This window comes from Desulfallas thermosapovorans DSM 6562 (genome assembly GCF_008124625.1).
GTDB classification, from domain to species: domain Bacteria; phylum Bacillota; class Desulfotomaculia; order Desulfotomaculales; family Desulfallaceae; genus Sporotomaculum; species Sporotomaculum thermosapovorans.
Genome location: NZ_VNHM01000012.1, coordinates 32,901 through 54,846 on the forward strand (window position 1 = coordinate 32,901; position 21,946 = coordinate 54,846).

General features: G+C 52.2%; 15 protein-coding genes. 6 read left to right on the forward strand and 9 right to left on the reverse strand.

What is annotated here, in order from left to right; translation table 11 throughout:
- Nucleotides 1-43: 43 nt before the first annotated feature.
- The 5 genes from LX24_RS10770 to LX24_RS15175 all read right to left on the reverse strand — a co-directional run bounded on the left by LX24_RS10770 (nucleotide 44) and on the right by LX24_RS15175 (nucleotide 6,922).
- Complete coding sequence (locus tag LX24_RS10770; RefSeq protein ID WP_166512165.1) at nucleotides 44-1,303, reverse strand: Ger(x)C family spore germination protein; 1,260 nt, start codon at nucleotides 1,301-1,303, stop codon at nucleotides 44-46.
- Nucleotides 1,296-2,393, reverse strand: a complete 1,098-nt coding sequence (locus LX24_RS10775) for a GerAB/ArcD/ProY family transporter (protein WP_166512166.1) — start codon at nucleotides 2,391-2,393, stop codon at nucleotides 1,296-1,298. The genes LX24_RS10770 and LX24_RS10775 overlap by 8 nt, the downstream gene beginning before the upstream one ends.
- Nucleotides 2,390-4,306 (reverse strand): spore germination protein, encoded by a 1,917-nt coding sequence (locus LX24_RS10780; RefSeq protein ID WP_166512167.1) that lies wholly within the window; start codon nucleotides 4,304-4,306, stop codon nucleotides 2,390-2,392. The genes LX24_RS10775 and LX24_RS10780 overlap by 4 nt, the downstream gene beginning before the upstream one ends.
- A 554-nt stretch (nucleotides 4,307-4,860) precedes the next feature.
- Nucleotides 4,861-6,264, reverse strand: coding sequence for a sensor histidine kinase (locus LX24_RS10785; protein WP_166512168.1), 1,404 nt, complete (start codon nucleotides 6,262-6,264; stop codon nucleotides 4,861-4,863).
- On the reverse strand, nucleotides 6,242-6,922 hold the full coding sequence (locus LX24_RS15175; RefSeq protein WP_166512169.1) for a response regulator transcription factor: 681 nt from the start codon (nucleotides 6,920-6,922) through the stop codon (nucleotides 6,242-6,244). The genes LX24_RS10785 and LX24_RS15175 overlap by 23 nt, the downstream gene beginning before the upstream one ends.
- Before the next feature lie 342 nt (nucleotides 6,923-7,264).
- On the opposite strand from LX24_RS15175, the gene LX24_RS10795 reads away from it, so the two are divergent.
- Nucleotides 7,265-7,450, forward strand: coding sequence for a hypothetical protein (locus LX24_RS10795; protein ID WP_166512170.1), 186 nt, complete (start codon nucleotides 7,265-7,267; stop codon nucleotides 7,448-7,450).
- A 73-nt stretch (nucleotides 7,451-7,523) separates the two neighbouring features.
- Here LX24_RS10795 and LX24_RS10800 read toward each other — a convergent pair whose 3' ends face one another.
- Nucleotides 7,524-9,443: an ATP-dependent nuclease gene (locus LX24_RS10800; protein WP_166512171.1), complete on the reverse strand. Its 1,920-nt coding sequence runs from the start codon at nucleotides 9,441-9,443 to the stop codon at nucleotides 7,524-7,526.
- Nucleotides 9,444-9,680: 237 nt separating this feature from the next.
- Here LX24_RS10800 and cotE point away from each other — a divergent pair, with 237 nt between their 5' ends.
- Entirely contained in the window at nucleotides 9,681-10,199 is a 519-nt protein-coding gene (cotE, locus tag LX24_RS10805) for an outer spore coat protein CotE (protein ID WP_166512172.1), read from the forward strand.
- Between the two features lie 74 nt (nucleotides 10,200-10,273).
- Here cotE and galE read toward each other — a convergent pair whose 3' ends face one another.
- From galE to LX24_RS10820, 3 genes are all read right to left on the reverse strand, one after another.
- The gene (gene galE / locus LX24_RS10810; RefSeq protein WP_166512220.1) at nucleotides 10,274-11,275 is read right to left on the reverse strand and encodes a UDP-glucose 4-epimerase GalE; all 1,002 of its coding nucleotides are present in this window, start codon (nucleotides 11,273-11,275) and stop codon (nucleotides 10,274-10,276) included.
- A 403-nt stretch (nucleotides 11,276-11,678) separates the two neighbouring features.
- Nucleotides 11,679-13,220 carry a phosphoenolpyruvate carboxykinase (ATP) gene (locus tag LX24_RS10815; RefSeq protein WP_166512173.1) on the reverse strand — a complete coding sequence of 514 codons (1,542 nt, stop codon included), beginning with the start codon at nucleotides 13,218-13,220 and terminating at the stop codon, nucleotides 11,679-11,681.
- Nucleotides 13,221-13,428: 208 nt separating this feature from the next.
- Complete coding sequence (locus LX24_RS10820; protein ID WP_166512174.1) at nucleotides 13,429-14,847, reverse strand: vWA domain-containing protein; 1,419 nt, start codon at nucleotides 14,845-14,847, stop codon at nucleotides 13,429-13,431.
- A gap of 167 nt (nucleotides 14,848-15,014) precedes the next feature.
- Here LX24_RS10820 and LX24_RS10825 point away from each other — a divergent pair, with 167 nt between their 5' ends.
- The 4 genes from LX24_RS10825 (at nucleotide 15,015) to LX24_RS10840 (ending at nucleotide 21,943) form a co-directional block, all read left to right on the forward strand.
- Nucleotides 15,015-15,668 (forward strand): nitrite/sulfite reductase domain-containing protein, encoded by a 654-nt coding sequence (locus tag LX24_RS10825; RefSeq protein WP_166512175.1) that lies wholly within the window; start codon nucleotides 15,015-15,017, stop codon nucleotides 15,666-15,668.
- 289 nt (nucleotides 15,669-15,957) lie between these two features.
- Nucleotides 15,958-18,018, forward strand: coding sequence for a 4-alpha-glucanotransferase (gene malQ / locus LX24_RS10830; protein ID WP_166512176.1), 2,061 nt, complete (start codon nucleotides 15,958-15,960; stop codon nucleotides 18,016-18,018).
- A 116-nt stretch (nucleotides 18,019-18,134) separates the two neighbouring features.
- A complete protein-coding gene (locus LX24_RS10835) occupies nucleotides 18,135-20,570 on the forward strand; it encodes a DUF3536 domain-containing protein (protein WP_166512177.1) in 2,436 nt (811 codons plus the stop codon).
- Between the two features lie 185 nt (nucleotides 20,571-20,755).
- Nucleotides 20,756-21,943: a DNA polymerase IV gene (locus tag LX24_RS10840; RefSeq protein ID WP_166512178.1), complete on the forward strand. Its 1,188-nt coding sequence runs from the start codon at nucleotides 20,756-20,758 to the stop codon at nucleotides 21,941-21,943.
- Nucleotides 21,944-21,946 lie beyond the last annotated feature (3 nt).

The window sequence follows — 21,946 nt, forward strand, 5'->3', positions numbered from 1 at the left end:
CTCCATGCACAATCACCATTTCCGCCCACACCAGGCCCGGGCACTATCTCAGCGGTTGCATTTCATGTACCAGGCCGGTGCGGCGCAGCCTGTAATCAACATTAACAACAATTTCGGCCTCCTGGTACTTATCCTCCCAGTTAAAGGCAATCCACTGCGGCCAGGTTGGGAATAGCTTCTGGGCATGTAAACCAAAGCCCAAAAAATCGGCATTTAATTGTTTACTCCTGGCTATGGTATTGTTTATATCCTCTGTAAAGGCCCTTTGCACAGCCTCTTCCACGATATGCAACCGTTCCGGTATTTCGTAGTCTTCTCCGGATTGCAGGGAAATAATTCCCCCCTCCAATTTAATATCTATGCTAATTTGTGGTCGGTTCCCGGCAATGGTAATATCCACCCGGGGCTTTTCCCTGGGTACCACATCGACTATGATATAATTGTCCGGGTGATTGGGATCGGGAACATCTAGAATGGTACGTTTTAAAGTACCAAAAAACAATTTTTGCACCCCCACCTCATCACCGTTTAGAGTACCCACCATCCGGCCTTCTTTAAATACCGCACCGCCCATAATTTCTATTTCACTGCCCCCCTTGCGTGGTAAACGCCCGGCCAGGTATTGCCCTTTGGGCTTGGGCGAATTATCCGGGTAAACAGGTTCCTCACTACCCAGGGCGGCCAATGGGGCTATAGGTTCCACCCCCGGTGATTCCGATTTATAATAAAATTGATGGAACGAGTCAAAGGGGATAAACTCGGTAAATCGCCAGCCCCGCTGCATAAGCTCGTAAAATTTGCCCACATTGTCTTCCATCTTGGGCATCCCTTTGGATAAAAAATCCTCGGCCCGACCTTCACATATAATTAACTGGGAGGAGCGACGGAACTGGTGAAAACGCACCAGCGGGGCCACGTACTCCCCGATACCTTCCTCGGCCAGCTCCCGGGAAAAAACTATCCATTTGATATGACTGAGGCTAACCCGCCTGTCCACCACGGTATTGGCTAGTTCCAGATTACTTAAAACAGTAGGTGAATCTATGGAAACAGTAAAAAAAACTCCCTGGCCGTCCCCCCCGGAGGCACCCTGTTCGCCACTCCCGGCAATATTTTTGGGCACCGCTATCACCGACGTAACTGTAAGCTTGTTTTCCCGCCCCTTGTCAACACCTATGGCCAGTACCCAGGCCTTTTCATCGGGTTCGGAATAATCATAGCAACCGGCCAGGGGCAATGCAGCACCAAGCATAATTACCACCAGGGCTTTGCGCAGTACTTTAAGCAATTCGACGTTATGCACCGCGCCCACCTCCCCGCGACTTTAAATAAGCCACTGATAGCAATAACAACACAATACCGGTTAATATAGCAAAACTATAACGAATTATATAATCCTGATACCAGTAAGTGGCCTGGGGGGCGTTCTGGGTTATAAAGGCCACCACCGTGATAAATACCCCCATGGATAATACAAAGGGCCGGTAATCATCCAGGGCGCAAAGCCGGCAGAGTACTGCGGCACCGCCATATAGTGAAGCCGACAGGTAAATCATATTGGCAAAAACCCACATGGGTAAAAAAACCACTTCCATCCGCTGGCCAAAACGACCGATATTTATAATCCTGGCCATTTCAAAGGAGGGCAGGGTAAGTTCGGTAACCGTGGGATATGTAAAAACCAGAATCGGTACCAGCACCCCCAGTAGAGAAATGATTCCCGTAATACCCACTCCCCAAAAGCCAATCTTTTTTCCCGTATTGCCGGGCAAAAAGGGATAAATGATACCCAGTAACAGTATGGATACATAGACCCCGGTGTTTTCCAGGACGCCCTTGAAAAGTTCCAACGGGCCGGCACCCCAAATGGGAAACAGACTGGCAAAACTCCACAGGGGAGCGGTTAGCGCCACCAGCGCCAGTCCGGTGGCAAGCAGTATACCCACCAGTAGCCTGGCTGTACGCACCACCGCTTCCAGGCCCAGGTAACTAACCACCATAGTGGCTAATATAAAGGAACCGGCCACCAAACTAATGGGCGTATCAGGGAAAAAACCGGCCACCATGTGTTCACTGATCGCCCGCAGGGTAAATCCGGCACCAAGCACAAACACAGCCAGGTAAAAAAGACCAAAGAAAAAGTTAATATAAGGCCCGGTCAGTTCTTCCCCCACCTGGACCAAATCCCGGCCGGGAAACCGGTTGAGCAGTGCAACCAATAGCAGCACACCGGCCAGGCCGACAAACATAAGAACAATGGGAATTACCCAGGCTGCATTCATCCCTCTGTGGTAAAGGAATATGGACTGGGTTAAAAAAATTTTAGCAGAAATAACAACGAATAATAACGTCACCGCTTCGGATACCCCAACCACGGGTTTTTGCCGACTCAATTTGCCCCTGCCCCCCCCCAGGGTTCTTTATCATACCGCCAGCCCCGGCTTTTTTTGGGCTGGCGCTGTATTTGCAGGGGTTCAAGATAATCGGGCCGGGACTTCTGCCGCCACTGGGGACCTCGCAAAAAATAATCGTTCCCTTTGCGGGTCACCGGTGCTACAGGAGCCCAAAAGGGCACACCAAAGGATTTCAGGGTAGCTGTAACACCTAGATGGATAAAAAAGCCCACCATTATACCCAAAAGACCTAGAAATGACCCCAAAATAATGTAATAGAACCGCAGCACTCTCACGGTCAGGGAAAAGGAATAGTTCGGTATGGCAAAGGAACCCAGGGCGGTCACCGCCACCACAATAATTAGTATTGGGCTGACGATGTTGGCAGCCACCGCTGCCTGTCCCAAAATCAAAGCTCCAACAATGCCGAGGGTTGTACCCACGGTGCCGGGTATTCTGATTCCGGCCTCCCGAATCAGCTCAAAGGATAGTTCCATTATCAGTACCTCCACAATAGAGGGAAAGGGTACTTTTTCCCTTGACCCCGTTATGGCCAGCAACAGGTCAGTGGGAATAAACTCCTGGTGATAGGCAATTATAGCCACATAATGGGCGGGCAGCAGCAGCGTCAGGAATAATCCCAGATAGCGAATTATGCGCACAAACGAACCCAGCGGCCACCTGATATACGCGTCTTCCGGCGCCTGCATCAGTGCAAAAAATGTGCAGGGTACCACCATAACAAAGGGGTTCCCGTCCACCAGTATTGCCACCTGTCCTTCCAGCAAGCTGGCGGCCACCCGGTCAGGGCGCTCGGTGGTGAGTATCTGCGGCACCAATAACCAGGGAGTGTCTTCAATCATTTGTTCTAAAAGACCGGTTTCATGCATAAAATCCCCGCTCACGGACTCCAGGCGGTGCTTGACCTCCCGTACCAGATCGGGATTGGCCAAATCGTCCAGGTACATAATGGCGCACTGCATGGGTGCTGAGTTGCCCACCTTGATAAATTCTGTGATCAGGGAAGGGCGGTGAATGATTTTCCGCACCAGTGAGGTATTGACCCTGATCTGCTCAGTGAAAGCTTCCTGGGGACCCCGGATGACAGCCTCCACCTGGGGGGTAGTAACGCTGCGATACTGCCATCCCTTGGTCTCCAACAACAGGGCCTGGTTATAACCATCAATAAGCAATGCGGAGTTACCGCCCAGCACGTCTTCCGCCACCCGGGCATAGGTATGGGTAACAGTCACCTGATTGTTGGGCACCAGTGCCTCCTTGGCCCGGTCAAAGGTGTCTTTAAAAAAAGTATCAACCCGGGGCCCGGTTTCACCTCCGGTGCCATGAACAAAGATACCGGACAACAGCATTAAAGGCTGCAGTATGGCCATGTTTTGCACCTGGGAGTTGGTGATACCGTCAATAAAGACCAGTAATGCTTTGACGGGCGGGTCAATACCGATGGTTAAGCTGCGGAATACAACATCCTTGTTCCGGGGCACCCGGAATATTTTAGCCAGCGTTTGCCTGTTTTGCTCCAGATCGTAAACCAGTTCCACCTTTTCATGTATAATGGCATCTATATCCTGGTTTTCAGACACCCGACCGGCAGGTTTATCTTGCATGACAGTACTACCCCGGGATCTTTTTCGCGTGGATCGCCGGCCATTGGGAACATTACTGCCATTGCGACGGGGCTTTGCATTTTCGGCCCGCTCCGACTTACTTTGCTCTGCGTATTCGCTACCGGGGATCTCTTCCCGTTCCGATTGCTCAGGCGCCGCATCAGTGTTTTTTTGCTGATTCCCGACCCCTTTTTCCGCCCGGTCCTCGGCACCGGACTCAAAAAGGGACTTATAGGGGTGAGGTTCCTGGTATAAAAGATACTTGGACAACCTTTTCCACCATAACATATTCTAACCTCCGCAATCAGGGACATTTAATAGCACCGTTTCACAGTAAGGATACAAATCAAGTATACCCTGGCAGTTAGTGGATTATGTGGCTAATTCTGAGCGGAATAGTTCGGGGGCAGCCTCGGCCGAGCTGACGGTGGGTGACTATACAATATTGCCTGCAATGTATTTGCTATATCTGAAAATAGCGCTAGATAATTTTCATCCTCTGCTGGTGCCGCGTTAGCGGTATGGGTGTCCCAATAAAATATAAAACCGGGGGCGGTTTAATACTACAACCGGCCCCCGGCTACTTATTTTCGATGTACACGATAATCCCTCCTATTTTTTATTTTCCCCGCCCTCGGATAGGGCTTCCCGCCTGGCTTCGTCGGGCTCTGTTTCAATTTTCTCCAGGCCAATGTCACGCAGAATTTGGTCAATCAAGTCTTTGGTCATATCTCAATCCTCCTCGTTTATTGTGACTCAATAAATATATGCCACAATATTAATTATATGCTTATTATATATGCCCCGTGTAAAAATTCAAACAACTTATTGTAAAGGTTTGGTTAATTACCGGCCCGGGGCAGTGTCACCACCAATTCGGCTCCACCACAGCGGGCATTGCCGGCCCGGACAGTGCCCCCGTGTTCCTCAATAATGGCCCGGGCAATGGGTAATCCCAGCCCGCTGCCGCCCCGGGGACCTTTATAAAACCGCTCCCACAACCGGCGCAAATCTTCACCGGTAAACCCCGGACCATCATCAAGCACGGTCACCTGTACCGCTTTCCCCTGTTCCAAGGCCAGCACCTCAACCCGGGACGCGGCATGACGTATCGCGTTGGCAATTAAATTGACAAAAGCCCGCACCAGTTTTTCGCCATCCCCCCGCAGGTGGACATCCGGGTAATTCTGCATTACAAGCTTGATATTTCTTTCCAGTGCCACTACCTGCTGAGCCTGAGCAGCCTGTTCCAGCACTTCGCCAAGCTCGATGTCTTCAAATTTGTAAACCTCCGAGTCGCTTTCCAATTTACCCAGGTAAAGCAGCTCTTCCACCAATTTTTTCAGCCGCCCGGTTTCACGCGCGATAACCTCCAGAGCGCGCTCCGCTTCTTCACCATGAAAAACTCCGTCACGTATCCCTTCGGCATAACCCTGAATTGACATCAACGGACTTTTTAGCTCATGGGAAGCATTTTGGAAAAACTGCCTCTGGGCGCGGTCATATTCCGCCAGCTGTTCGTCCATGGCATTGATGGCCCGGCCCAGCTCACCAATTTCATCACCGGTATCCACCGGCACCCGCCAGCCAAAGTTACGCCTGGCCACCAGCTGCGCCTTTTCCTTGAGTAAATCAAGCGGGCGGGAAATGTGCCGGGCTAAAAACACGGTAATCCCCAGGGCCACCAGCACAGGCAAAACCAGGCTGGCCAGTAAAAGGGCCAGTAACTCCCGTTGAATTTCCTCCAGGCTCTCCACCCTGGTGAGCAGCACCACCGCGCCGCCCTGACCGGCGGCACCGCCCAGGTAACGAGCCACCGCCACGTAGCGTTCCCGACCCATGGTTACCTGGCCTTCATAAACACCGGCAGCCAACTCCGCCACCATCTCCGGGTCCAGTGCATGGCCCACAAACTCATCGTTAATACTGCTTTCCAGCACCACACCCCGGCGGTTCACCAGCAGGTATTCCCCCTGGATAACCCGGCCCAGCATGTGATAGGTCATAAAACGGTGCATCATCATGCCCCGCTGCCCGGACCCTTCCCCCGGGTGCTCATCCATAACACCTGCTAAATTTTGGGCATCCCGTTGCAGGTTCTCCCGGGCCGCCTGCTCCAGGTGCCTGCTGAGTAGCAGCCAAAAGGAGGAAGCCACCAGCAGCCCGGTGAGCAATATCACCGCCAGGTAACCAAGCGCTATCCGCAATGCAATACTTTTTCGCCTAATCGTTAATTTTATACCCATAACCCCACACCGTATTTACCCTGACCCGGGTTCCGCTATCCTTCATCTTGCGCCGCAACCGCTTAACCACGTCGTCCACCGCCCGGTTGTCCCCCACATAGTCGTATCCCCACACCCGGTTCAAGATTTGCTCACGGCTAAACGCTTGCCCGGGATTTGCCGCCAGCAGGTGCAGCAGGTCGAATTCCTTGACCGTTAATTCCAGCCTTTCCGTCCCGGCAGCAGCTTCCCGGCGGCCCGGGTAAATCACCAGGTCACCCACCCGCACCTCATCCTCCACCGCCGGGCGCTTTCCCGTACCTGTCCGGCGCAGCACGGTTCGCACCCGGGCCACCAGTTCCCGGGGGGAAAAGGGTTTGGTCAAATAATCATCACCGCCCAGTTCCAGGCCCAGCACCCGGTCCATTTCCTCACCCCGGGCGGAAACAAATATCACGGGTACATTCCCCCGGCGGCGGATTTCCCTGCACAATTCCAGCCCATCCATGCCGGGCATCATAATGTCCAGTATAAACATATCGGGCATCCCGCGCTCCAGTTCCGCCAGCAGGCTGTCCGCGCCGGGGAAAACGCAGACGGAAAACCCCTCCCGGACCAGATAATCACGTATTATTTTGGTTATATGAGCGTCGTCGTCCACCACAAAAATTTTTTTCACGGTAGTGCCCCCCGAGCCCCTCCGGGCAAATGAAAGGTATATATTTCATATTAATATAAATCACCGGTTACCCGTTGCGGCACCCGGCAGATAGTTAACAAGGCCTGTTCAACATAAATTAACGCGCTGGTTATATTTTAATGCAATGCCGCCCAAATCTCAAAAGCCTGCCTTTATAATGCCCCGGTTACCAATCCAAAAGCACGTGGCTGTACCTGATTTATGGCATACCCGTTCCTATATGGCATTCTTTAAGACAAACACAAAAATTAAATATTAAGTTGCCCGGTTAAATAATTACATGTATAATATGTATAATATAAACAACCGGAGGTGGATATAATGAAACCGAATAATATCTACAGAATAACCATAGATGGTGACAACCCGCGGCAGTATCACCTCCATTCCAGGTGGTTGGCGGAGGTTTACTTGCAAACTTACCGGCAAATGGGGAAACAAGTCAGCATTGAGCAGCTGGTTGACGGTTTTTGGCAGCCGCTTCAAGTTTATTATACCGGTGCATAAATATTAATTTATTCAAGGCCGGTATAAACGGACAGTAGCAGTTACCGAAGTGCTTGCGGCCGTTTGTTGCTGTTTATACCGGTTCTCTCTTTACCGGTCCCTGATACAACAAGTTAAACACCTCGGGCCGCACACCCGCCTTCAAGGTAATGCTGCCGTCAGGCGATAAGTATCCCTTTAGCAGGGGTATCTGTATAGTCACCTCGGGGGGGCTGGCCTTGGTATCATATGACACCACCCGCGCCCCGGGGGATATCTCCTCCAACTTGCCGCTGTTTTCCAGGCGCTGGATACGCCTGAACAGCTCTCCCGCTCCAAACAAAAAGTCATAAATTTCGTGAATTTTACCCGATAGCACGGCGGCGGCCTCGTGGGGTATACCATTGTTCAAACGCATGATAAAACGCTTTCTCAACAGTGGCTCAATCAGCTCCGCATAATCCACGTCTATTTGTTCCTGCCTGCCCTGGTAATAGGTACGAATGTCCGCTGCCTCGCGCAGCGACTTTTCCGTTTTTGACCAATCCTGGCGCCCGCTGTGTATATAAATATCTTCCAGCCGCCCGGACCGCAGGATCAGAATATCCAGGCGGTCAGCCTGCTCCGCCAGTTGTTCATAGGCCTCCCGTAACCGGCTGAAAATATCCGCCACCGGGGTTTTTTGCCAATCCACGGGACCCAAAGCAACGGACAATAGCAGGTGATAGGCCCGGTATTCCCGGTAATCACCGCCGGGGGAACATTTTTTATGTAATTCCCCCAGTAAACCGGCCATTGACTCCACCGGCACCAGTTCATCCTTAAACTCCTCCACCCGTTCCAGTGCCCTTTTCATCAACTTCCGCACCGCACCGGCCAGGCGGTCCAAAATATCAAACTCACCGGGCTGCCAACTGGGCCGGTCACCCTGATCCGCCACCGGCAAACCCCGGGCATGGGCCTTGGCTTTAGACAGGCTAACCCATCCCCGCCAGTCAAAACTATCTCCCTCCATACGCCCGCAGTACCAGCGAATGGCCGACGTGGGGTATACCACGTCCCGGTCGCAAATTACAAAGGGTTTAACACCTATTTCTTTAAAGAAGGCCGTGTACCTGGCCATATAACCCACCCCGCCCAGGGGCAACACACTGGTACGGGCCAGAGATACCCGAAAACCCCCGGACTCAATCAATGCCGTCAATACATCGCGGTCATGCTGGCCTTCCACTAAAATCACTTTATCGGCAAACAGCACTTCCCTCTTATAGGTGGTTAAACTGGGCAACAGATCGGCATATTGTCCGGCGTCCTCGGGGCTGAGCTGGAAAACCTTGCGCTCTACCAGGTAATTTTTGGGGCGTCTGAAAAACACCATTCTGGCCAAATCTTTGGCATCACGCAAATCCACCATAGAGGGCGAGTGGGTAATTAAAATAAAGTGTTTATCCTGCAGCCGGGCCACCTCACGTAAAACCTGCACAAAAATATGCTGGGCCTGGGGATGCAGGGATTGCTCGGGTTCATCAATGATTACCAGCTTGCGTTCCGGGTCATAAACCGCAATGCCCAGCAGGGGTAGATTAAGTAATCCAGGGGCATCACGGGCGGGCAAATTACAACCGTCTTCGCCGGACATGCAAAACTTGACCTCACCATCCTCCACGCTCACCGATACCCGCTGGGGTACACCCAGCCTTTCCAGAAAGGAGAAGGCCAGAGCCAAAAGGCCGGGCTGCTTGACCGCCCGGTTCCAGTACCGGCAAATTTGATCATAGACCAGCCATTCCCTGAAAAAATCTTCCTCTTCCCGCCTGACCACAGGAGCCAAATTGCGCCGCACATCGTCCCGGGTGGGCAGTATATAAAGCGCCTCATCAAGGTTTTCCCGGGCAAACCTTTTCAGTGCATAGGATTTGCCGGTACCATTGGGCCCGATAATGTAAGTTAGGCCCGGTTTGTTATCTATTTGATAAGTGCCGCCGTCTGGCAATAACAGATCAATTTTATCCAATAAACCATCTCCCCGCCTAAGCTGCTATTAATACATTATCACTGGTAAAGCAATTGTGATACAATTTCCACATCTTTTTTCATCGTTCCTGCCCACAATCGTATTTACCACCCCGTTTTCGCACACTTAAACAGCCTTTAACATATTATATTTTGACAAGGGAATAATTGGACAACGAGAAAGGATCTATACCGTATTGAACGTTTTAAAACCAATACTTTTACAGGAGGGATAAAGGTGAGCGAGGCTGCGGGGACGGAAGCAAAAGCCATAACCTGCTCCAGGAATACCTGCCGGGAGATTTTCACCAAAACCGTATGCGGTACGGCCCAAAAGTCGTTTAAATATATCCGTTATATTGATCTACCCCGGGTTTGCGTGCCCAACCAGATTATGGGCTGTTCGGTTATCGGGTTAAGACTGCAAAAACCGGAGGTGGAAGAATCCGGTACCGGGGTAAATTCCCTGCGGGCCAAAGGACATTGCCAAATTCACATGTGGTATATACGCGAACATGGCAAAGAAACCAGTGTGCTGCAATACCCGTTTAACTTTGACGAATTATTACCCCTGGATAACTTCAATTGCCCCAATACCGGCAATCTGGAGGTTAGAATAATAACAGGGAAAAAACCCCTGGTTTCGGCTTCGGCCATGATCGAAAACGACCGCATCAAACTGGACATTGAACTGCGTATTTGCGCTGAGTTAATAAGCGAAACAAAACTCTGTGTGAAGGTTGTGCCAAGGCCTTGATGAGTTGTGATTGCCGGTACCGATTCTCCTGGGGAGAATCGGTACCCGGTTTTTATATACAATGCCCGGCCGTTTTAGCGACCAGGTTTGTTTTTGGGGTAACCGCCGGGATGACTGCTGTGCCACGCCCAGGCTGTGCGTATGATATCCTCCAGTTCACCGTAACGCGGTTGCCAGTTTAGACATTCCTTTATTTTGCGCGAACTGGCCACCAGCACGGCAGGGTCGCCCTCCCGGTGCGGCCCTTCCTCCACCGTAAAATCTTGCCCTGTTACCCGTCGCACGGCATCCACCACTTCGCGCACCGAGTGGCCCCGTTCATTGCCCAGATTATATACAGCGGAAGCGGCGCCCGCCTCAAGTGCCTGAAGCGCCAGTATATGGGCTACGGCCAAATCGGAAACGTGAATGTAATCCCGCAGGCAGGTGCCATCAGGGGTGGGATAATCCGTGCCGTAAATTGTTATCTTGTCCCGTTTGCCCAGAGCCGCCTGCATTATCAAAGGAATCAAATGCGTCTCCGGATCGTGGTCTTCGCCGATATTGCCTTCGGGGTCGGCACCGGCGGCGTTGAAATAACGCAATGCAACATAACGCAACCCGAATGCCTGCTCATACCAATTCAGTATTTGCTCCAACATCAGTTTAGTACCGCCGTAAACATTTATCGGGCGGGTGGTGTGGGCTTCATCAATGGGTGTATATTCGGGTTCGCCGTAAACCGCGGCCGTGGACGACAGAATAAACTGCCGCACCCCCGCCTGCACCAGAGCAGTAAGAAATTCCACACCGTTACTCAGGTTATTCCGGCAGTATTTATCCGGCCTGGTCATGGATTCCCCCACCAGGCTATCCGCAGCCAAGTGCACAACAGCGTTAATTCGGTATTGTTTGACCAGTTCACCAACCAGCACACTGTCGCCGCAGTCCCCCTGCACGAACACCCCGCCGGTCACAGCGTCCCGGTGACCCTTACTCAAATTATCCAGCGTGACCACCAGGTAATCCCGCTTTAGCAGTTCTTTTACCACATGGCTACCGATATACCCGGCACCTCCGGTTACCAACACATTCATCATAAACAATCCGGTTTACCTCATGCTCGCAAGGCCAAACCAGACAACACACCTCCTTGCCGCTTGGTGAACAGCTGTGAATTAAATCGCCGCGAAATATAACGACATGCAAACCTCCAAATTAACCGCTGGTATTAGTCGATTATTCATGCCTTTTGCTTTTATGTATAATGACAAAGCGGGTGCTAAAGTCAACACCCAGCACCTGTGTAATGTCAACCGCGTGAGCGCCGTAAAAAGCCAGTGGATATATAAGCATATCTCACGCGGGCTTTTCAAACAGCAACCGGTGAACGTTCCACAGCGGAAAAATAAGGAGACAGTTATGCATGTCACCCAACTGTCTCCCCTCCTCATTTATCTATATGTTATACACGAGTTTTTGGCTTCCGCACCCGGCCGGCTATTTATTCAAGCACTTAATGGTGTTCACAATTTCGGGTTTTAATTCCGGGTATTTTTCCAACCACCGGACCCTTTCCTCCCTTAGTTGCTGCACCATTGCCCCAAACTCCTCTTCGCTATAATAAGAACGGGGATCGTAAACGGCCATATCAAGTTCGGGGATATATTCCGGCACCTGGTAACCCCAATCGGGATCTGTTTTCCATTTTATTTCGCCGGTGGCAATATGCTTGAGAATGGTGGTGGAGGCATGAATGCTGATTTTAACCCCCGGACGGTTACCCCCCATGCCAATGCTGCCGGTGTTAAGTAAATAACATTCCATGTCGGGGTTGGCTTCCAGGATTTCCAGCAGGCGGTTGCCCTCCTCTCCCTCGGGACCGACGATGAACGGGTTGGTGCCCACTTCCCGCTTGGACTGTCCTGCTTTGGTGGGGTCACCGGCCGAGGTTTCAACGGACTCGCCCAGCATAAAAAAAGCTGCCGCCTGGCGGGGATCCAGTTTAGCCACCGGCGGAACAATCTTGTCATGACGGGTGATAAATATCAGGCGGTGGGCTTTGTCCAGGTCGATACTGTTATCAACACCTGCAACATCTTCCCTGCGAATAACGCCCCGGCCATTGGAAGTCAGTTCGCTATTGTCAAAGTCAATGGAGCCGTCGTCGTTCACCTTTACGTTTTCAAAAATCGCCTCGGGGCTCAGTGCCGCTTGATATAATACCTTCTGGGACTCGTCCAGACCTTCGGTTTTGATATAAAAACCGTTTTCGGTACCATAGCAATAGCCCCGGGGGTTCATCATCGTCACATCATCCTGCCTGATGATGGCTTGCTCCGGCGGCGTTAAATTATGATCATGCATAGTTAGCGTGGTTTTTCCTGTTCCGCTCAGGCCAAATAGGAGGAAACCCACATCTTTCAACGAATTATCCGCTGATTTTACCCGCAATACTTTACTACCGGCGTGAAAACCAAGCCCGCCCGCTTTTTTGGCACGGAACATGGCCATACGCAGGAAAGATTTTTTGGCTTCACCGAAATAATCGGTACCCAAAATGTAAGTGGTGTAGGAAAGAGGGTGGCAAAATATAACTCTTTCCGGCCATTCGGGCACATAAATACTGACCAAATCAGGTTCGGCATCGGGATTGGCCGGCGGGAAGAGCATAATATTCCATTTCAGGGGAATGCGGGCAAATTTGGAGGTGATGTACAGACGGCAATGCAGGCTGAAATCGGGGTGCATTCCCATTTGGCGGTCCAGCCTGATAACCTCTTGCTTCTTCAAATACTCGTGCACTTCATCAGCAATGCGGTTGGCTTCCTCAATGGAAATGCCCTGCTGGTCTACACCCAGGGGCACCCCGTCTTCGACAATGTAGGTTTTTTTAGCGCTCCGGTTACGCACGGAGGAAATAAAACTGGCACTATTATACTTGGTAGTTTTATTACCTTCCCGGGCCAGGGCTTTTAACTCCTGATGACTGGGGTTGTTAATGGTTTTAGCAGCTACTACGGGTCTCCTTGAAAAGCTCATTTGCGAATTTCACCTCGGTGTTATTTATATATAAATGAAATTCTGCACATAAATGCTTACTCCTGCTAATAGGGTAAAAATTGTATACACCATTCATAATATACGTAAAAAACGAGTGGTGATAATGCTCAAAGCGTTACCACCACCGGGCTTGGCATACCTTTCACTTAAGTATACATGTATCGCGAATTTATGCCGGCGTTTTTAGTTATAAGCTGCGCAGTGAACGTTCAAGCTGAGACAGGGTATTGCTTTCCAGCATGCGCACCTCCCGGCTGAACAGGGCTACCGTACTTACGTCGCGCCACTTGCTGCGGGGCAAGGTATTAAGCCACAGCACATCCCGCACATGTCTTTTCATTTCCGCCAAATGCCGGACTGTGTCTTCGGCTTGTTGAGTCTTGGTATCGCTGACGATAATTACATAGGTATTTTTAGTAAGCAGGTTATGATAACGCCCCCAAAATGTGTGCAGGGCTTGAGCCAGATTGGTGGTTTTACCCCACTGGCCGCTCTGGGCCATAATAGCGGACATGGTGCCTGCAAATCCCAGGTTTTTGCGCAGTTGGGGAGTGACCCGTTCCAAATCCTCGGAAAAAATAAAGGTTTCAATATCCCGTACCACATCGGCCAGACCGTACAAAAACTGCACGATAAGCCGGGCATACATGGCCATGGAAGCGGAAACATCGCATATCAGTAGCAGCCGGGGTTTTTGCACCCGCTTGCTGCAATAACGCAGGTACAGCGGAATACCGCCGTACTGCACACTGCCCCGCACAGTACGGCGGATATCAATGGCCTGTTTCTTGCGACTGCTGCGGTAGCGGCGGGAAAGGCCGGTGGCCAACCGGACGGCCATTTTGCGCAGCAGCACGGTAACCCGGGGCATATCTTGTTCGCCAATGGAACGCATGTCCCTCTCCAGCAAAGACTCTTCGGGCTCTGAGGCCAGCTCCCGGGATACTGCACGTACCACCTCATCCACATTTTCATCACCGGTATACTGCACCTGCTGCTGTCTCGTGACCAGACCCTGTTCCTCATCCCGCCTGTTCAGGTGATAGCGCCAGTAATCCAGGGAAGCCTCCACTACCTGGGCAATAAGGTTGGACGGATCGTTCACCGGGTTGCCCCGGTAGCTTTCCAACAAGTCGTTGATTCTCTGCCGCTCCTTTTCGGGTAAGCGGGCATAGGTTTTAAGCTGTTCCCCGGTCAATTGGAGCTGCTCGGCAGCCCCACCGGCCCAATCACCGCCGCTGCGGGATACCCCTTCCTTTAACTCATTGGCGGAGTCTTCCATTAACTGCTCCAGCCGGGCCGCTTCCTCCGCCTCCTGCTGCCGGCGCTGTTCTTTAACCTTTTCCGGGACAAAAAAAGAATCAAAGGCCAAGTCGAAAGCCCGGACGTCCCGCTGTCTTTTAACCAGGGTGGCCCGCAAAGCCAGGCGAAACTGTTCCCGGTCCAGCACATCCACCGCAGCCAGTGCCCGGGCTGCATCGCTTAGCTCCGCGGTGCCGGTGTTCAGACCCAGGCTGCGCAGCACGGCCACAAAGCGAGCCAACTGGCCAAAAAATTCACCCGGCGTTATTTCCTTACCGGTGTACATTACTCCTGTCTCAACCATTTTATCCCCCACTTAAAAATAAACTGCTAAGTATGATGCAAATGTAACACGACACCAGAGGTTCTATCCCAAATAAAAATGCCATCAACCGGGCAGGGAAAATACATCTTACCTGGAATATATCATAGTTACACGTAAGTTTAAATATCAAATAAGGAGGAATAATTATGACGGACGAACCAAAGGGAGCCATTCTTCAGCGCGATAAAGCAACCTACGCCATAGTGCCCAGAACACCCATGGGACTAATAACCCCCGATATCCTGGAAAACGTGGCCAAAGTAGCCCGGAAGCATCAAATCCCTATTATAAAAATCACCTCGGCCCAGCGCCTGGCACTGGTGGGCATGAAGCCGGAAATTGTTGATGAGGTATGGCAGGAACTGGGGCTGTATGTGGGACCGGCCGTGGGACTGTGTGTGCATTACGTGCAGGCTTGCCCCGGCACCACGGTTTGTCGCTTCGGCCAGCAGGATTCCCTGGGTCTGGCCGGGGAACTGGAAAAAATGTTTGTGGGTGTGGACATGCCCGCTAAAACCAAGATAGGTATATCCGGCTGCCCCATGAATTGCGGTGAGAGCTATGTCAGAGATTTCGGCGCCTTCGGCAGAAAATCAGGCTGGACCATCACCTTCGGCGGTAACTCGGGCGGTCGCCCCCGTATCGGTGACGTTATAGCGGAAAATTTAAGCACCGAGGAGGCCATTGCCCTGGCCAAGAAATGTTTTGATTATTACACCGCCAACGCCAAGAAAAGAGAAAGAACGGCCCGCTTCATCGAACGCATCGGCATTGAAGAGTTCAAAAAGGCCGTGCTGTAATTGCCGAACATAGATAATCAGTTCCCTCAAACAACAGCCCAAGGAAAAGCATAACAACGCGCTTTTTCTTGGGTTTTAATGTTTTTTTGTCCTTAACATTGTTATTTGCATAGCCACAAACCACAGTCATTTTTCTATTGTCAGATTTTCCAGCAACTCTGGAGGTATTCTCCGACGGAGTTATAATAAAGATAGTAAAAATGCACAGAATAATCGATAGTTTTCATAATTAAACACAGCGACACAGCCTGTAACACCAGACAATGCCATCAACTGCGGGGGGAGATTATTGGATAAGCACTATGACACGCTGAGCCAGCTGGCCCGTTTGTACGGATTACAAACAGTTTACCATGAAGCCGGGGGACAGCGTCGCCAGGCGTCGCAGCAAGCACTGCTGGCTGCACTGCAGGCACTGGGTGCCCCGGTGGCCGGGCTGTCCGACGTGCCCGGTGCCTTGCGCCAGGGCCGGCTCAAAAAATGGCAGCAGTGCTGTGAACCCGTGACGGTGGCCTGGGAAGACCGGTTTTGTTATATTGAGCTGCGCCTGCCGGCATACCACAGCAGCCAAAGGGCCCAGTGCCGCCTGGAACTGGAGCAGGGCGACACCAGGGAATGGACGTGCGACTTGGCCTTACTGCCCCCGGTGAATGCTGCGACACTGGAAGGCATCACTTACCAAATCAAACATCTGCCCCTGCCCGGCAAACTACCCCCGGGGTATCATCAATGTGTAATTTCCGTGCCCGGCCTGAGCTGCCGGACATTGCTGGTATCCGCACCAAGGCATGTCTACCTGCCCCCGGGAGAGGCTGGTAAACGCGTGTGGGGTGTTTTCCTGCCCCTGTATGCACTGCGTTCCGAGCACAGCTGGGCAGCCGGGGATTTTGGGGATTTGGAACACCTGCTGCACTGGACGCAGAGTCTGGGCGGGGGTCTGGTGGGCACACTGCCGCTGCTGGCCGCTTTTCTGGACCAACCCTTCTCTCCCAGTCCCTACTCACCCGCCAGCCGCCTGTTTTGGAACGAGTTTTTTCTTAATATCACCGCCGTCCCGGAACTTAAAATATGCCCGGAAGCAAGGGAGCTGCTTAATGCACCGGATTTCCAAAGTGAGATTGCGGCACTGCGCCGGGCCCCCCTGGTGGATTACCGCCGGGGCATGGCGGTAAAACGCCGTATTTTAGAATTACTGGCCCAGTGCTGTGCCAGAACACCGGTCAGGGAAGAGGCATTGCAAAGCTGGGTGATTAAGCACCCCGCAGTCCGGGATTATGCCCGGTTTCGGGCCGCCATGGAAAAGCAGCAGGCCACCTGGCAAAAGTGGCCGGAACGAATGCGTAACGGCGAGTTGCAACCCGGGGATTATGAACCCGAGGCTGAGCGCTACCATACCTATGTCCAGTGGCTGGCCCATGAACAATTACAGGCGCTGGCCGGGCAGGCCAACCACCGGGGTCCGGGATTATACCTGGACTTACCGCTGGGAGTGCACCGCGCCGGGTATGACGTGTGGCGTGAGGGCCGGGCCTTTGCCCGGGGGGCGGCCTGCGGCGCGCCCCCGGACCCGCTGAACACCTCGGGGCAAAACTGGGAGTTCCCTCCTCTGCATCCCGAAGGCATCCGGGAGCAAGGTTACCGGTATTATATCGCCTCCCTGCGCAATCACATGCGGCATGCCGGCATACTGCGTTTAGATCACGTCATGGGCCTGCACCGGCTGTTCTGGATTCCCGCGGGTATGTCCGCCCGGGATGGCGTGTACGTCAAGTACCGGGCCGAGGAATTTTACGCCATATTAGCCTTGGAATCCCATCGTATGCGCACGCTGCTGGTGGGCGAAGACCTGGGTACCGTGCCGGCGGTTGTTCGCACAACAATGAACCGGCATAAATTATATCGCATGCATATTTTACCCTTTGAAATACACCGGCTACCTCGCCGGGGGCCGCATTTACCCCCGGCCCGCTCCCTGGCCGCCCTGAACACCCATGACATGCCTCCCTTTGCGGCGTACTGGCAAAGGGAGAACCGGCGCCGGCGCACGGGCCTGTCCCACTTTTTATACCGCAAAGGCTGGATTAAAGCTCCCACCGCCAGTGACCGGGAAGTATTACTGGGCTGTCTTAAGCATTTGGCCGCCAGCCGGGCCCGGGTATTGCTGGTAAACCTGGAGGATTTGTGGCTGGAGAAAGCACCTCAAAACATCCCGGGCACCACCACCGAATACCCCAATTGGCGGCGCAAAGCCGCTCCGGATATGGAGGAATTTACCCGGATGCCCCGGGTGCTTAAAGCACTGCGGGTAATAAACGGGCTAAGAAAAAGAAAATACCATATCCCGAGATAAATATGTACTTGCGGTATGAATCAATTCCCGGTTATAGTCACCTAAAAGTTATTTATATATACAAATATTATGGTTGCTTTAATAAATTTTAAGCCTGACCCCAATGGAGGTTTGAGATGGAACGATTTCTATGTATTCACGGTCACTTCTACCAACCACCCAGGGAAAACCCCTGGCTGGAAGCCGTTGAACTTCAGGATTCGGCTTATCCCTATCATGATTGGAACGAGCGAATCAATGCGGAATGCTATGCACGCAACACCGCAGCCCGTATTTTAAACGACCGGGGCTGGATCAGAAAGATTTTCAATAATTACTCCCGCATCAGTTTTAACTTCGGCCCCACCCTGCTGGACTGGCTGGAGTCCAGCGATCCCGAGGTTTATCAAGCCATCATTGAAGCAGACCGGGCCAGCCAGCAATTTTTTTCCGGACACGGTTCTGCCATGGCCCAGGCCTATAATCACATGATCATGCCCCTGGCCAACCGGCGAGATAAATATACCCAGATATACTGGGGCATTGAGGATTTTAAATACCGCTTCGGCAGGGAGCCCGAGGGCATGTGGCTGCCCGAAACCGCTGTAGATCTGGAAACCCTTGATATTATGGCCGAGCAAGGTATTCGCTTTACGGTTTTAACACCTTACCAGGCCGGTCGGGTACGGGTTATAGGTGGTAATTGGCAGGAGGTGGGGCCGGAAGGTATTGACCCCACCATGCCTTATCTGCTACGCCTACCTGAAAGCGGGCGCCAGATAAGTATATTTTTTTACAACGGCCCCATATCCCAGGCCGTAGCCTTTGAAGGACTGCTATCCAACGGGGAAAGTTTTGCCCACCGGCTGCTGGGGGGTTTTTCCCCGCATACGGACCGGCCCCAATTGGTGCATATCGCCACCGACGGTGAAACCTACGGTCACCACCACCGGCACGGGGAAATGGCGCTGGCTTATGCACTGGAATACATAGAATCAAACCGCTTGGCCCGGATCACCAACTATGGAGAGTTTCTGGCCCTCCACCCGCCGACCCATGAGGTGGAAATAAAGGAGCAAACTGCCTGGAGCTGTGCCCACGGAGTGGACCGGTGGCAGGATGATTGCGGCTGCCACAGCGGTACACGCCCGGGCTGGGTCCAGACCTGGCGGGCCCCGCTGCGCCGGGCGCTAAACTGGCTCAGGGACACCATGACCCCCCACTACGAAAAACACGCCGGCCGGCTGTTCAAAGATCCCTGGGCGGCGCGTAATGACTATATCAGTGTGGTGTTGGACCGCTCCCCGGAAAACGTGGAACAGTTTCTGGCCAGCCATGCCAAAAAAGGTGCCCTGAACGCAGAGGAACAGGTAACGGCGCTCAAACTGCTGGAAATGCAGCGGCATGCCATGCTGATGTTTACCAGTTGCGGCTGGTTTTTTGACGATATATCGGGCATTGAAACTATACAGGTGCTTCAATACGCCCGGCGGGTAATCCAGTTGGCCGGGGATCTTTTCGACACCCCGCTGGAGCCCCTGTTTTTGGAGATGCTGGCCCGGGCTAAAAGCAACGATCCCCAATACCGGGACGGTGCTTATATATATAATCATAAAATTACCCCGGCCATGGTGGATTTGCCCAAGGTGGGCGGTCACTATGGTATCTGTTCCATTTTTGAAAACTATGACAAGCATACCCGCATTTTTTGCTATGACATAGAAAAACTGGATAACCGGACCTTGAAAGCGGGTACCACCAAACTATCTGTGGGTAAAGTGCGGGTGACTTCCATGGTAACCCGGGAATCGGCTATCTTGTGCTACGGGGCGATTTATTTCGCCTACCACAATGTAAGCTGCAGCGTGCAGGTCTTTAACAGCGAACAACAGTACCGCGATCTGGTGCAAAAAATTACCGATGCCTTTAACCGGGCTGACTTTCCCGAAGTTATATTGCTACTTAACCGTTATTTTAAAAATGGTTCCCTTTTTACATTAAAACAGCTTTTCCGAGACCGGCAGCGAAAAATATTAAGCAAAATAATGCAAACCACACTGACCGAGCTGGAAAACCAGTACCAACAGATTTACCTGCGCCATGCCACCTTAATGAGATTTTTGAAAGATCTGGGGATACCCCTGCCCCAGGCCATGTTGTGCGCCACCGAGTTGAACCTTAATGCCCAGTTGCGCAGTTCCTTCACCCGGAGCGAACCCGATATTGAGCATATCAATGCCCTGTTTAACGAAGCCAAAACCCTGGACATCAAACTGGATGACACCAGCTTGGGCTATGTCATCAGAATTACATTGGAAAAAATGGCTGAAAGCCTGCATGCCGACCCGTCAAACCTTAACTTGCTGGGCAACCTTGACACTATGACCGGCCTGGCCCGCACACTGCCCATTGAAGTGGATCTGTGGAAGGTGCAAAACATCTATTACCGGCTGTTGCATGAAGTGTATCCCTACTTGCGGCGCAAGGCGGAACAAGGGGATGAGGAAACCTGGGCCTGGGTGGGCCGGTTTGCCGCCCTGGGCGAAAAACTGAAAATACAAAGGGATAATTAAAAGGCAGTTAACAGGATTGGTTTCTAAAGCACATCTACTTGTTTGTCAGCAGCCCCGGCCCAACGTTTCACGTTGGGCTTTTGTATGCCAACAAGCCCTGTACCACCCGGCTGACAATTATACCCACTTGACTATTTTAACGGGCGGCCTTACAATTAAATCAAACATTTGTTTGGGTGGTAACTATGAAACGGGTAATTTTATTGGCTGACATGAACAGTTTCTTTGCCAGCTGTCACCAGGCCCTGCAGCCGGAACTACAAGGGAAAGAGGTGATTGTGGCCGGCGACCCTGAAAAAAGAACGGGTATAGTGCTGGCCGCCTCTTACCCGGCCAAGGACCGGGGGGTAAAGACCGGTATGCCGGTACGGGAGGCCAGGCAGCTTTGCCCCGGCGGTTACTTCTTTCCACCGGACTACCAGCTGTATATAGATATTTCCAGCCGGATACTGGGCATCATGCGGGACATCACAGACCTGGTGGAGCCATTCTCCATCGATGAGGCCTTTGCCGACCTCACCGGGATACTGCACCTGGGGGGCACCCCCCGCAGCATCGCCAACCAGCTAAAGGAGCGCATCAAATCCGAAGTGAACGTATTGTGCAGCATCGGTATCGGACCCAACAAACTGGCCGCCAAAATGGCGGCCGGGGTGCAAAAACCCGATGGTTTAACTATACTGGAAAGCAACGATGACTTTAAAAGGGTTTTCTGGCCCAGGCCGGTGCGGGAATTATTCGGTATCGGTCCCAGGTACGAAAGACACCTTCACTATCTTAACATACACACCATCGGTGAACTGGCCAATTTCCCACTGCCCATTCTACAAAAGCGGTGGGGCAAAAACGGCCAAATGCTCTGGCTTTGCGCCAACGGTATTGATCAAAGCCCGGTGGTACCCACTTCCCTGGATACCTCCAAAAGTATCGGCCAGCAAAAGACGGTTCCCCGGGATCTGGTGGGTTTCTCCAGTATAAAAGTGGTGCTTCTGGAGTTATGCGAGTTGGTGGCCCGGCGTGCACGCCAGGGCGGTTACGCAGGACGTACCGTAGTTTTGACATTGCGGGATACCCAACTACGATTTTTATCCAGATCGCTGACTATGGGCGATTATACCGACCTGCCCGACGAAATTTATCACACTGCCTGTCGTATTTTATACAAGCACTGGCACGAGGCCTGGGCGGTGCGTCTGGTGGGCGTAACCCTGAGCAATCTGGTCAAACGGGAGTATTTTCAACCCGATATATTCGGCCGGAGAACACGCCTGTCCAAACTGGCCCGGGCGTGCGATAAAATAAAGGACCGCTTCGGTGAGCGGGCCATTGTGAGGGGTGTTTCCCTTAAAGAGGAAAGCATAAGTAAAATATAGTTA